General features: G+C 48.7%; 11 protein-coding genes. All 11 read right to left on the reverse strand.

The genetic code is table 11. From position 1 onward, the window contains the following. Positions 1 to 45: 45 nt before the first annotated feature. Complete coding sequence (gene ftsZ, locus J2Z65_RS02835; protein WP_167063754.1) at positions 46 to 1,185, reverse strand: cell division protein FtsZ; 1,140 nt, start codon at positions 1,183 to 1,185, stop codon at positions 46 to 48. Positions 1,186 to 1,215: 30 nt separating this feature from the next. Then, positions 1,216 to 2,463 carry a cell division protein FtsA gene (ftsA, locus tag J2Z65_RS02840; protein WP_167063751.1) on the reverse strand — a complete coding sequence of 416 codons (1,248 nt, stop codon included), beginning with the start codon at positions 2,461 to 2,463 and terminating at the stop codon, positions 1,216 to 1,218. Positions 2,464 to 2,760: 297 nt separating this feature from the next. Next, on the reverse strand, positions 2,761 to 3,642 hold the full coding sequence (locus tag J2Z65_RS02845) for a cell division protein FtsQ/DivIB (protein ID WP_167063749.1): 882 nt from the start codon (positions 3,640 to 3,642) through the stop codon (positions 2,761 to 2,763). Positions 3,643 to 3,771: 129 nt separating this feature from the next. Beyond that, complete coding sequence (gene murA / locus J2Z65_RS02850) at positions 3,772 to 5,040, reverse strand: UDP-N-acetylglucosamine 1-carboxyvinyltransferase (RefSeq protein ID WP_167063747.1); 1,269 nt, start codon at positions 5,038 to 5,040, stop codon at positions 3,772 to 3,774. Between the two features lie 15 nt (positions 5,041 to 5,055). Continuing rightward, a complete protein-coding gene (gene murB / locus J2Z65_RS02855) occupies positions 5,056 to 5,961 on the reverse strand; it encodes a UDP-N-acetylmuramate dehydrogenase (protein WP_167063745.1) in 906 nt (301 codons plus the stop codon). Positions 5,962 to 6,166: 205 nt separating this feature from the next. Continuing rightward, a complete protein-coding gene (locus J2Z65_RS02860) occupies positions 6,167 to 7,237 on the reverse strand; it encodes an undecaprenyldiphospho-muramoylpentapeptide beta-N-acetylglucosaminyltransferase (protein WP_167063742.1) in 1,071 nt (356 codons plus the stop codon). A gap of 7 nt (positions 7,238 to 7,244) precedes the next feature. Continuing rightward, positions 7,245 to 8,342: a stage V sporulation protein E gene (gene spoVE, locus J2Z65_RS02865; protein WP_167063739.1), complete on the reverse strand. Its 1,098-nt coding sequence runs from the start codon at positions 8,340 to 8,342 to the stop codon at positions 7,245 to 7,247. A 102-nt stretch (positions 8,343 to 8,444) separates the two neighbouring features. Continuing rightward, positions 8,445 to 9,839, reverse strand: coding sequence for a UDP-N-acetylmuramoyl-L-alanine--D-glutamate ligase (gene murD / locus J2Z65_RS02870; RefSeq protein ID WP_167063736.1), 1,395 nt, complete (start codon positions 9,837 to 9,839; stop codon positions 8,445 to 8,447). 3 nt (positions 9,840 to 9,842) lie between these two features. Beyond that, positions 9,843 to 10,778, reverse strand: coding sequence for a phospho-N-acetylmuramoyl-pentapeptide-transferase (gene mraY, locus J2Z65_RS02875; protein ID WP_167064347.1), 936 nt, complete (start codon positions 10,776 to 10,778; stop codon positions 9,843 to 9,845). Positions 10,779 to 10,874: 96 nt separating this feature from the next. Next, the gene (locus J2Z65_RS02880; protein WP_209855719.1) at positions 10,875 to 12,257 is read right to left on the reverse strand and encodes a UDP-N-acetylmuramoyl-tripeptide--D-alanyl-D-alanine ligase; all 1,383 of its coding nucleotides are present in this window, start codon (positions 12,255 to 12,257) and stop codon (positions 10,875 to 10,877) included. After that, positions 12,254 to 13,741: a UDP-N-acetylmuramoyl-L-alanyl-D-glutamate--2,6-diaminopimelate ligase gene (locus J2Z65_RS02885; protein WP_167063733.1), complete on the reverse strand. Its 1,488-nt coding sequence runs from the start codon at positions 13,739 to 13,741 to the stop codon at positions 12,254 to 12,256. The genes J2Z65_RS02880 and J2Z65_RS02885 overlap by 4 nt, the downstream gene beginning before the upstream one ends. Positions 13,742 to 13,775 lie beyond the last annotated feature (34 nt).

Raw genomic sequence — 13,775 nt, forward strand, 5'->3', positions numbered from 1 at the left:
CGCTACATGATGTAGGACTTCGGTCTCTTTACACATTTCGTGTAATTATTTGTCGTTATTCCGTCCGCGATTGCGCAGGAACGTCGGAATATCTAATTGATCGTTGGATGGCTGTGAGCCAAATGGCTTGAGGTTGTTCAATCGATTGTCCGAAGACACGGAAGACGATGATTGCGGTTGTTCTTGGTGACCGGTAACAGGACGCTTGGCAGGTTGACTCAGATTTGGTGATCTATGCTCGAACCCCGTAGCGATAACCGTTACTAGAATTTCGTCTTTGAGCTTATCATCAATTACCGCTCCGAAAATCATGTTCACTTCGATATCGGAAGCAGATGCCACGATATCCGCCGCTTCATTGACTTCGTACAAGCTTAGGTTCACACCGCCAGTGATGTTCATGAGAACCCCGCGAGCGCCTTCGATGGACGTTTCCAAGAGTGGTGAGGAAATCGCCTTTTTCGCTGCTTCTGCCGCACGGTTTTCGCCTGTTGCCACACCGATCCCCATAAGGGCAGAACCGCGTTCCGTCATGATCGTTTTCACATCGGCGAAGTCCAAGTTAATAAGTCCAGGAACCGCGATCAAGTCAGAGATCCCTTGAACACCTTGACGAAGTACGTTATCCGCCTCACGGAATGCTTCAAGCATTGGCGTCTTTTTATCTACGATTTCCAAAAGTCGATCATTTGGAATAATAATAAGCGTATCCACTTTCTCTTTCAGCGCAGCAATCCCTTGCTCAGCTTGCAGAGAACGTTTGCGTCCTTCAAACGTAAACGGACGTGTAACAACACCGACGGTTAAAGCTCCTACTTCTTTGGCGATTTCCGCAATAACCGGAGCAGCTCCTGTTCCGGTACCGCCACCCATTCCTGCAGTAACGAATACCATGTCAGCGCCGCGAAGCGTGTTCAGAATCATCTCCCTTGACTCTTCTGCCGCTTTCTTCCCTACATCCGGGTTCGCGCCTGCACCAAGACCGCGTGTCAGCTTGTCCCCGATTTGCAGTTTATGTACCGATTTCGCGAGGTGGAGAGCTTGGGCATCCGTATTAACTGTGATAAACTCAACGCCCTTTACGCCATTCTCGATCATTCGATTAACAGCATTACTACCGCCGCCACCAACACCGATGACTTTTATTTGAGCCAACTGTTCCATATCCATATCAAATTCAAACATGTGAGTCATATCCCCCTAACGTTGCGTTCACTATATAAATTCACTGAAAAAACTTTTAACACGTTCCATTAAACCAGGTTTTGTGCTTTCGGAGGATTTTTTTGTTGCAGCTTTTGGTGCCACTTTTTTCGTAAAGCCTGAATTCCGGTTTTTCATGTACTTGGAAACGAATTGAATGATACCAACACCACTTGTATAAGAAGGATCGCGCACACCGATGAAATCAGGAACGGCAATTCTTACAGATGTTGCAAGCTCAGCCTGCGCAATTGAGAGTACACCTGGCATACAAACAGTTCCACCCGTAAGCACATACCCACCGGCTAAATCGCCATATCCAAGACGATGCACTTCGGCACGGATCATTTGGAAAATTTCCTCAACGCGGGGTTCAATAATATTCGCGAGATCGACTTGCGAAAACTCTTTTTCCACATTGCTTCCCATTCTCGTCACCTTAAACATTTGATCGGGGGCTGAGTCTTCTACCGATGCGCAACCGTATTTCAGCTTTATTTTCTCTGCGATTTCGAGCTGAGTACGAAGGCCTATCGAGATATCATTGCTGATATACTCCCCGCCGATTTGAATCGTTGATGTGGCTATCAGATTCCCTTGTTCAAACACAGCGATCGTCGCTGCACCTGCACCTACATCAACCAGAACAGTTCCAACTGCTTTTTCATCCTTGGAAAGAGCCAACTGACCGGATGCAAGCGACATTAAGATGAGACCTGCAACTTTCAGTTCGGATTTTTCCACAACACGGATCAAATTATGTATCCCCGTTTTCGCGCCAGTGATAATCGTCGCTTCAACTTCTAAGCGGACGCCAATCATACCGCGAGGATCGTTAATGCCTTCTTGTCCATCAACTAAGTACTGCTTAGGTACGACTCCAATAATTTCACGCTCGGGAGGTAATGCGATAACTCTTGCCGCTTGAATTACACGATCAATATCCTCTTCCCCGATTTCACGGTCTTCATTGGAGACAGCTACAACACCATGACTCGATTGAAGAGCAATATGATTTCCTGAAATTCCTACGTAAACCTCGGAAATTTGTACGCCCACCATTCGTTCAGCATGATCAACCGCGCTCCGTATGGAATGTACTGTTTGATCAATGTCAACGATGGCGCCTTTACGAATACCCTCTGACTCGGCAGATCCCACACCTATTATATTAATGGTTCCGTTAACAACTTCCCCAATAATAGCTCGAACCTTGGATGTACCGATGTCTAAACTAACAATGATGTCATTGTTGCTCAAGCCCCTGGCACCTCCTATAACTTGGATAATAAAGTGTTTTCATTACAATTACTTAAATACGTATTCCACACAACCGCCATATTCCCTCTTTTTTCAACATTTTTTTTGCCGGCATTAAAGTCGTTTTTTTAAACAGTCAATTTTCATTAGAATACAAATATATCATGTCTAGTAATTGCACTTACATTTCTAGGGTTTAATAGGATTCTATTTAACCATAAAACTAATTTTAACATTAAATTTCATGATTGAGTAGCCCATTAAACCGTTTTTTTATCAGGAAGGACGCGCTGTTTCCTAGGGTGACGGTTTCGTCGTTGCTTTTGGAGTCGGCTTGGCGCCTGCTTTGTTAGGATCGGGCGTTGGACTCGCCGAGCTGTTTCCAGTTTTTTGCCCCGAAGCATTGTTCGTTTCACTGTTTGCATCTTCGTTAGGATCAAACGGAGCGTGATACTCTACTTCTAGCATTTTGATAACACCGCTAGTTATGTGATCCTCTTGTAAGCTTGCTATATAAGCAGGCAAATTGTCAATTTTCTCTGGCAGGTAGGCAATCGTGGTGTACACTTCAAATTGGGATCTCGTGTACAACTTAATTTTGTCGGGATACGGCTCAGACGGATCCGGCTTAATTTCTGAAATATCCGAGAGCGCGCTCTCCGGAATTTCACCCAGCACTTTGCAAAGCGCCGCCTTATTCGGATCGCCGTCCGTCCATCCCGTCAAAATGGGCATATCCAGTGGAATGCTGCTGCCAGCAGGCAATTCGATGACGGCACCGTCGGCAAGCACGGCCTGTTTCTTACCGTCAGCAGCTATTTGGAAGGCAACCTTTGGATATTCCTGTACCGTAATGTGTACAACACCAGGGAAATGCTTCTTCACCACCGCCGACTTAATCATTGGAAGCGAGGTAATACGCTGCTCGATCGACCGGGAACTGAAGGCAAAGAAACGGTCGCCAACAGCGATTTGACTGGCTTGTCCAATTGCTTCTGAGGCCATAAGCTCATTTCCTTCAACTTCAATGGCACTTATGCGGCTAAGCGAAGATTGAAAAAATAAAATGAATAAAATGATGATGAAAAAAATGAACAAAAAAATGAGCAGCTTCCGATTGGTACGCGCTCGTGGCTTTGGTACAGGCGGCAGAGCGGGCACATTGCGGTCGTCAGACAAGATGGGCACCACCTAATAGTTTCGAATGAAGGTTAAAATTTACAAACTTGTATGTAACCAATCAAATGAAACCGTGAATCCCCGCCTGTGTCCAGGAAGGGATGCGCGGCATTCATTTACTTGTTCAGCTTACTCACTTGGGACAGGTGATTGGCGATGCACAGAGGCTCCCAACCTTGACAACATATGTTCAATTCTATCATAGCCTCTATCAATATGATGAATTTGCTCAACGATCGTCGTACCGTGCGCAGCCAGACCGGCGATAACAAGCGCTGCGCCAGCACGTAAATCTGTCGCCTCTACTGTCGCTCCATACAGCCTCGGAACGCCTCGAATAAAGGCTGAACTCATATCCACACGGATATCTGCACCCATACGGGACAGTTCATCTACGTGTTTAAATCTACCTTCAAAGATCGTCTCTTTCATTACGCTCATACCATCTGCTAGAGATAACAGCACCATGACCTGAGATTGAAGATCGGTCGGAAAAGACGGATGCGGCGAAGTCACGATACGTTCCACGGCTTTCGGTCTTGTCGGACAGCTTACATGTATTATATCACCGTCCGTATTGATTTGAACACCTGCACGCTTAAGGACATGAATCACCGAGGTCAAATGGGCAGGGTTAACCTTCTCCAAGGTTATGTTCCCTTTCGTTGCAGCAGCGGCCACCATGAAGGTTCCGGCTACTATTCGATCGGGAATGATACGGTAGGTGCAAGGTGACAGAGTTGCCACACCCCGAATGGTAATGGTATCCGTACCTGCTCCGATAATGTCGGCGCCCATGGCGTTCAGAAAGTTTTGCAAATCCTGAATTTCCGGCTCCCTTGCCGCATTATAAATCGTTGTGATGCCTTCGGCTTTCACAGCAGCCATCATGATATTTTCCGTAGCTCCGACGCTCGGAAAGTCCAGGACGATTTCGCTGCCATGCAGCGATTCTGCTGTGCAAACAATTTTGTTTGCGAATTCTTCGATGCTGGCCCCCAGAGCCTGAAGCCCTTTCAGGTGCAAATCGATTTTACGTTCGCCGATCGCGCAGCCGCCGGGTTGATACACCGTGACACTGCCAAATCTAGCGAGCAGCGGACCCATAAGAAAGATGGAGGAACGCATCTGCCCCATCAATTCTTCAGGAATATGCGAGGAATTAGCTGTGGATGTTGTGATGGATACTGCATCCCCTTGCTGATCGGCACGACAGCCGAGCGCACGAAGAATGCGCAGCATCGTGTCGATATCGAGCAAATTGGGAACATTATGCAGAGTATGAGTGCCGCTAGCCAGCATGCAGGCTGCTAAGATTGGTAATGCGGCGTTTTTAGCGCCGTGTATCTGGATGGCTCCCGTGAGAGGTCTTCCACCTTCGATAACGAGCTTCTCCAAAGTTCCACCTCCGATTTACCTCTCACCCATCACCAAAACTTCCGGTACTAGCGATACTCCGTACTGTTTCTGTACGATCTGCTGTACTTCTGCGATGAGAGTGAGAACGTCCTCGGCTTTAGCATCTCCGGTGTTCACAATGAAATTGGCGTGCAGCGTGGAGATTTCCGCTCCACCAACACGTTTGCCTTTCAGGCCGGCCTCTTCGATGAGCTTTGCGGCGAATCCCCCATTGGGGTTGCGGAATACACTTCCAGCACAAGCTAATTGAAGCGGTTGCGTGCGGAGACGCCGATCCCGGTATGCCGCCATGGCTCCGGCGATTTCTTTACGTTCTCCAACCTGTAATTCAAAGACGGCTTCTGTGACGATGCCGGGTAGAGTGTGCAGAATGGAATGCCTGTAGGCATACTGCAAATCCTCCGCCTGCATCGTGACCAATTCCCCTGTGTCCAAGATGACTTCAGCCTGCTTGAGTATGCGTGACACATCAGACCCGTGAGCCCCTGCATTCATGTAGACGGCGCCTCCCACAGAACCGGGAATGCCCGAAGCAAACTCCAGTCCGGTTAAACCTTCTTTGGCCGCTAATACGGACAATTTAATGAACGAATAGGAGCCGCCGGCATAGACTGTTGCACCTTCAAAACGCAAAGTCTCCAGCGCAGAGCCAAGTTTGATAACTACCCCTCTAATGCCTTTGTCGCTGACAAGTAAGTTTGAGCCTCGACCGATGATCGTCCATGGTACTCCGCGTTGATGCAGGAAACGGATGACAGCAGCAACCTGCTCCTTCGTGTTTGGGAGGATAAGACAATCGGCCGGACCACCGATTTTCCAAGTTGTATAAGGGGCTAGTCGCTCATTCGTTCGAATCTCGCCAATATTTGCTGCACGTAAGTCGGATATTAACTGCTGCATGGGAAAACCTCCTTCACAGAACGTAGGGCGAAATTATTGGAACATCTGTTGAGAGCTCCTTAATTTCAAAAATACGGACCAAATTTGAAGATGGCCGGGCTTCAAGCTTTGGCGCCATATACAGCCTTAGGTGTCTGTCACGGTTATAGTATAGTTTATGTAAAATCGGATAGAGTGTGACAATCGCCTATTCGCTTTCGAAAAACTAACTCGATAAGCTATAGGTTTCAATCAGTTTGACGATCGATGCAACGGCATCGCTGCCGCTCTGCAACCGCATGGTGGTTTTGTAAGCTTCTCTGTTCGCATAGAGTGCCTCCAGTCGGGATAACAGCGTCTCAGCTGTTAGTTCCTCTTCCTGCAGGACATCCGCATAGCCGGCTTTCAGAAACGATTTGGCATTCAGGATTTGGTCGCCACGGCTAGCTTGGAGTGATAATGGAATAAGCAGCATGGGCTTCTCCAATACCAAAAACTCATAAATAGACGTAGCTCCCGCCCGAGATATAACAAGCTCCGTCATCGCGAGCACATCCGGAAGCTCATCATTTAGATACTCGTACTGCTTATATCCGCGCGTCGCTGCAAACTCAGCCGCAATGTTGCCTTTGCCGCATAAATGAACAATTTGAAATTGCTCGAGCAAGCGAGGCAAATTTTCTCTGACTGCTTGGTTGATGACCTGAGAGCCTAAGCTGCCCCCCATGATCAAAATGACTGGCTTCTGCTTATGAAAATCGCAAAGCTGATAGCCACGTAAAGCTTTTCCACTTGTAATATGTTCGCGAATCGGCAGACCTGTGAGAACCGCTTTTTCTTTTTGAACATGCTGTAAAGACTCTGGAAAGGTCACGCAAACCTTCGTTGCCAAAGGAATGGAAATTTTATTCGCCAGTCCAGGCGTCATGTCGGACTCATGAATAATGACAGGCACTTTGTTCATCCGGCTGCCCAAAACGACCGGGACGGAAACGAACCCGCCTTTCGAAAAGACGATGGCGGGCTTCAGACGACGGAGCAATCTATAAGATTCATACACACCTTTTAGTACTCGAAAAGGGTCTTTGAAATTTTTCAGATCAAAATATCGACGTAATTTCCCAGAAGATATCGGGTAAAAAGGAATACCCTCGCGCTCTATAATGTCCTTCTCGATGCCTGTAGCCGAGCCTATGTATTTAATTTCCCAACCTGACTCCTTCAGCTTATGCATGAGAGCAATGTTAGGTGTAACATGTCCTGCGGAGCCTCCTCCGGTAAAGACAATTGTTTTCATTCCCCTGTCACCTCGAATAACGGGATATATTGAGCAGGATGCCGACAGATGTCAGCATAAGCGTCAATGACGAGCCACCTGCACTTATGAATGGCAATGTGATGCCGGTAACCGGAAACATGCCGATTACAACACCGATATTAATAATAACTTGAACAGCAATCATTCCGATAATGCCGACAGCAATAAGACTGGCAAACGTGTCAGGCGCCGTGATGGCCGCACGCATCCCCCGCCATACAAGAATTGTAAACAGCAGAAGCACTAAGGTCCCGCCGATAAAACCAAGCTCTTCCGCAATGATGGAGAAAATGAAGTCGGTTTGCGGCTCAGGCAAATAGCTGTATTTCTGGCGGCTCATGCCTAGACCTAAGCCTACCAAGCCTCCAGGTCCGATCGCATATAGCGATTGAATAGACTGATAACCTGCGCCGAGAGGATCCTGCCAAGGATCTAAAAAAGCAGTAATCCGTTTTAAACGGTAAGGAGCGGCAATGATGAGTCCTATAAAACCAGCAACCCCTATCATACCTAGATATGAGAGATGAAGCAATCTTGCGCCTGAGATAAAGATGATTAATAGCGAAGCGCCAACAAGCACGGCTCCGGTTCCAAGGTCGGGCTGCAGCATAATCAGGCCGAAAGCAAGGCCCATAATCCCTAGAGGAGGCAATAACCCTTTAGAAAACTGGGTAATTTTGGACTGCTGCTCGGACAACATTTTAGCTAAATAAAGAATCATTCCCATCTTCATGAACTCCGACGGCTGAATACCGAAAGCGCCAATCCCTAACCAGCTTCTAGCTCCGCCGCGAACAACCCCGATGCCGGGAATTAACACGATAATCAACATGACGAAACAAATGATCAACGTAATTCGCGCTATCTTTTTCCAAACGAGATAATCGACATTCATCGTAAAAAACATCGCGACAATCCCTAAAACAGCAAAAATCAACTGTCTTTTCAGGTAGTACAGTGAATCGCCGAATTCGCGAAATGCAAGTACACTGCTCGCACTGTAAACCATAATAATGCCAATTGTCAAAAGCAGCAAGGTTGGAATAATAATCCAAATATCAGGAGCAGACCGTGATTTACCCATAACAGACACCTCTTTATGTGTTCTGGGCCACATCCAAAGGATGCTCCGCCAAGCAGGCAACGAAACGTCACCTGCCAGCAAACACATGTGGATAAGCCCTATTTAAAGGTTATGCACGGACTCCTTAAACATGCGTCCCCTGTCCTCATAGGAGGGGAACATATCCCAACTTGCGCAAGCCGGTGAAAGCAGGACGATATCCCCGGGTTCACTCATCTGCCAAGCAAGCTGAACGGCTTTATTAACGGCATCCGCTGCATCCTTAGCAGTATCGACGGTTTGAATGCAGCTAATCCCTGCCAGTTCGGCAATATGTGTAATTTTCTCTTTCGTTTGTCCCAGTGTAACAATGCCCTTAATACGTTCACGGAACGTAGGGAGCAGCTCCATATAGTCAGATCCCCGATCCAATCCTCCTGCGATCAGGACAAGCTTCTGGTCGAATGCTTCGATTGATTTGATGGAAGCCGCAGCATTGGTTGCTTTGGAGTTATTGTAAAAGGTAACACCATTCAGCTCTCTAACGAGCTCCAGACGGTGTTCTACGCCCTGAAAGCTTCTGAGCACATCTGCTATCGCACCAACCTCAACGCCTGCTGTGAGGGCTGCTGCAGCCGCAGCCAGTGCGTTCTCGACGTTGAAGCTGCCCGGAATTCCCATTTCTCTCGCCGGCATAATCGGCACAACTTCACCTTGTCCGTTCGCATAAACAAGCGTCTCTGACGGCTGATCGTAATACACGCCGTACGATAAAGTTTCTTTCATCGAGAACGGAAAAAGTTTCGCCCTCAGCGTAGGGAGGAGTGATTGACATACCGGATCGTCCCAATTGAGTATAGCCGTATCTTCCTCTGTTTGATTTTCAAACAGCTTTGCCTTCGAGGCAATATAGTCATCCATCGAACCATGATAGTCCAGATGAGTTTCATACAAATTTAATAACAGCGCGATTCTCGGACGGAATGATGTCGTTCCTTTCAGTTGAAAGGAGCTTAGCTCCACCACCATCCAATTGTCCGCTGTAACTTCGGGTGCCGCTTCCGTTAAAGCACGCCCGATATTACCCGCCACCACAGGAGACAACCCTGCTGAATCCAACATTAATCCTATAAGTGTCGTCGTTGTCGTCTTTCCGTTTGAACCGGTAATTCCAATAATCGGAGCTTCGCAGAACTGATATGCGACCTCAACCTCAGTAACGACTTCAATCCCTAGTTCCAATGCTTTGCGGATCGGCTCTACCGAGTACGGAATGCCAGGGTTTTTCACAACTAATGCGATGCCCTCATGCACCAAAGACTCCGGGTGAAACCCGCATACAACAGAAATACCCAGAGCCTCCAGTTCGTCGGCTTCAGGGCATGCGCTTCGCTCTTTTTTGTCATTGACTGTGACCAGGGCTCCATTTTGATGAAAAAGCTTAGCCGCAGCGACACCGCTGCGAGCCAAGCCCAGAACGACCACTTCAAGTCCACGATATTCACGCGGATGCTTCATGTTCTACAACACCTCATTCATATATAATCCGAGTACGGCAAGTACGAGACCTACGACCCAGAATGTAATAACGACACGCCACTCCGACCATCCGACCAGCTCAAAATGATGATGAATCGGACTCATTTTGAATACGCGCTTGCCTCTTGTCTTAAAGGATACCACTTGGATGACAACGGAGAGAATTTCGATCAGGAATACTCCGCCTACGACCGCTAAAAGCAGCTCCGCTTTGGTCAAAATCGCAACAGCCACCAAGCCGCCCCCGATACCAAGAGAGCCGGTATCTCCCATAAATACTTTAGCCGGATGCGCATTGAACACGAGGAATCCAAGTACAGCTCCCACCATTGCCGCTGAGAAAATCGCAGCCTCTGGTTGTGTATTGTTCATGGCAATCACCGTATACGCGCCAAAGGCAATCGCACTTGTCCCTGCCAATAAGCCATCCAATCCATCGGTAAAGTTGACCGCATTGGAAGCACCTAACATGAGAATCGCCATTAAAGGGAAATACAGCCAACCAGGATTGAAATGGAATTCCACAAATGGGATGTATAAGTCCGTGCTATGACCTTGCATCACAAGCAAGTAGCAAACAATAGCCGAAATCAAGAGCTGTCCGAACAGCTTTTGTTTGGCCGTAAGCCCTAGTGATCGCTTAAAAATAATTTTAATATAATCGTCCAGAAAACCTACAAGCCCATAGCCAAGTGAGGCGATTAGCAAGATCAATAGATCCGAATTTTTATCGGCAAAACGAAGCGTCGCCAAGGCGAGCGCAAGTAAAATAATGACGCCGCCCATAGTTGGTGTGCCTTGTTTTTTCAAGTGTCCCTGCGGGCCGTCCTCACGGATTTGTTGGCCAAATTTCATGCGCCGCAAAATCGGTATAAAAAGCGGCCCCATAATAAGCGCGAGCACGAATGCAACGCCCATCGTTAATAAAATTGCGTTTTCCACGTCGGTTCCCCCTGCTCGTTTCCGCCATTTCGAAAACGATCTACTGTTTCATAATAATTATTTTCACGCCTATCAGGCGAGTAAGGCATTCACAACTTGCTCAAGACGCATGCCGCGCGAGCCTTTCACGAGCACAAGATCCTCCGCTCGCGCTTCAGCGGCAAGCTCGCTCGCGAGGAGCTCTTTGTCCTCGAAGGCGCGCACGCGATCCTTCGGAAACCGTGCAGCCGCTTCCTCTGCGATGAAGCGGCCTAACCGCCCGAACGTGAAGACGCCGTCTACACGTTCCGGAGAGAGCATCGCGCCAATCTCGCGATGGAACTGCTCTTCGTGCTCGCCAAGCTCCAGCATGTCGCCGAGCACGAGAAACTTCCGACCGAAGCCGCTCAGCTGCTCGGTCAGCGTAATCGCCGCCCGCATCGAGGCCGGGCTGGCGTTATACGCATCGTTCAGCACGGTCAGCCCGGAGGCAGCCGTCAGCTTTTCGATGCGCATGCTTGTCATCTGCAGCGAGCGAAGCCCCGCTGCTACCGCTTCCGGCTGAACGCCGAAGGCTTCGCCGATGGCGATGGCCGCTAACGCGTTGATGACGTTATGCGTGCCGAGCAAGGGAATATACAATTCCGGGTAGCCCGGGGAATTAAGCTCGAAGTGCGCGCCGTCCGCATCCATTCGGATCGCGGTCGGGTACTTGGCATTGCTCTCGCCGTGTCCGAAGCGAAGGCGGTGAAGCCCCTCCGGCAGGCTGCGCTCCGCGAGAGCCTGTTCAATCAACGGCTCGTCGCCGTTGTACACAAGCAGGCTGCCACTCGGCATACCGCTTGCGATCTCCACCTTCGCACGGGCGATTTCTTCCCGAGAGCCCAGCTGGAGCATATGGGACTCACCGATCATGGTGATGATCGAGGCATCCGGCTCGGCCAAATCGCTGAGCAGCTCAATTTCGCCACGGCCGCTCATCCCCATTTCGACTACCGCGAATTCCGTCGTTTCTTCCAGCTGAAGCAGTGTAAGCGGTAATCCGATATGATTATTCAAGTTGCCTTTTGTTTTGTGCACCTTATACGTACTACCCAAAACGGCAGCGACTAAATCTTTGGTCGTCGTTTTCCCGTTACTGCCAGTAATGCCGATGATACGTACAGACAATTGCTGCCTATAGGCCTTGGCCAATTGCTGAAGAGCCGTGAGTGTATCCGTCACTCGGATATGAGGAACACCCGCTGGTGCCACTCCATGGTTATCCTGCCATAAAACAGCCGACGCACCTTTATGATAAGCTTCCTCTGCATACGCATGCCCGTCAAACGTTTCTCCAATCAGCGGGACAAAAAGACTGCCTGCCGGTATCGAGCGAGTATCCGTCGACACGCCTGCTATGCTCCCAGTGCCTTCTATCCCTAATACTTCACTCCCCAACATTTCGGCAATTTGTTGTAATGTTCGCTGGATCATCGTGTTCTCCCCTTTATCGCAGCCTTAGCCACCAAACGGTCGTCGAAATCATGCTTGACCCCCATGATATCCTGATACGTTTCGTGGCCTTTTCCCGCTATCAATATTACATCTTTGGGGCCTGCCCCATCAATAGCCTTTTGTATCGCTTTTTTGCGATCCGGGATCAATTCATACTTTTCCTCCGGATATTTGACCTCTGCCAGTCCGGGAACAATGTCCTGAAGAATCGCATCCGGATTCTCTGTACGAGGATTATCGGAAGTTACATATAGATGATCGCTATAGGCGGCCGTTACTTTTCCCATCAAAGGACGCTTCGTTCTGTCGCGATCCCCGCCGCAGCCAAACACAGTGATCACTTTACCTTCGGCAAACTCGCGGATCGTCGATAGTGCGTTCTCTAATCCATCCGGCGTGTGGGCATAGTCAACCAGAACCAAATAATCCTGGCCCTCGTCCACAACCTCCATCCGTCCGTCTACAACGGCTATACTCTCTAAGCTGCTCTGTATAGCCTGAAGCGGAATTCCTTCCGCCAAGGCTGCCGCGATAGACCCAAGAGCGTTGTAGACATTGAATTTCCCGACCAATTTCATCTGGAAGTACGCTTCGCCGGCAAAAGAAACCAGCTTGAACGCGGTACCTTTCGCTGTAATGCGAATGTCGATCGCCCGAACATCGCAAGCTTGCTCAATGCCGTATGTAATCACCTGTGCAGCCGTAAGTTTGTTGAACGTCTCCGATGCTGCATCATCCGCATTCAGGATCGCATATTGACGCTCCTTTGAATCACCGGAAAACCCGTTCCCCAACCTGGAGAAAAGGAGTCCTTTTGCAGCTGCATAAGCTTCCATCGTTTTGTGATAATCCAAATGATCCTGGGACAGGTTCGTAAAAATGCCCGAACGGAAATGAATTCCCTTCACCCGGCCAAGCTCCAACGCATGGCTGGACACTTCCATGATGCAATAATCCGTACCTGCCTCGCACATGCTGCGAAAGCTGCGCTGAAGATCGACGGATTCTTGGGTCGTCCGTTCCATCTCGGTATACGTATCCCCGATTTTCATTTGGATCGTCCCCATAAGACCTGTCGTAAACCCATGGTCACGCAATATTTTTTCTAGCAGATAAGTCGATGTCGTCTTGCCGTTGGTACCTGTAATTCCGATCAGCTTCAGTTCTTTGCTTGGATAACCATAGAAATGAGCAGACAACGCTGCCATCGCATATCTGGCATCCTTCACTACCAACTGCGGGACAGGCAAATCCAGCACTCTTTCAGTAACTAGCGCAGAAGCCCCAAGCGCAATCGCTTTTGGGGCGTAATCGTGACCGTCAACTGTAAGACCAGGGATGCACAAAAACAAATCACCTGGCTTTATTTTACGAGAGTCTGCTTCAATCCCCGTAATCTCTGTATTCGCATTTCCTTGTATATGGGTAATGAGCAGTGCGGAAGCAAGCTCCTGCAGTTTCATGAGCAACCCTCTCCTTAACATTTTTCCTATCTAT

Source organism: Paenibacillus aceris (genome assembly GCF_017874035.1).
Taxonomy (GTDB): domain Bacteria; phylum Bacillota; class Bacilli; order Paenibacillales; family NBRC-103111; genus Paenibacillus_E; species Paenibacillus_E aceris.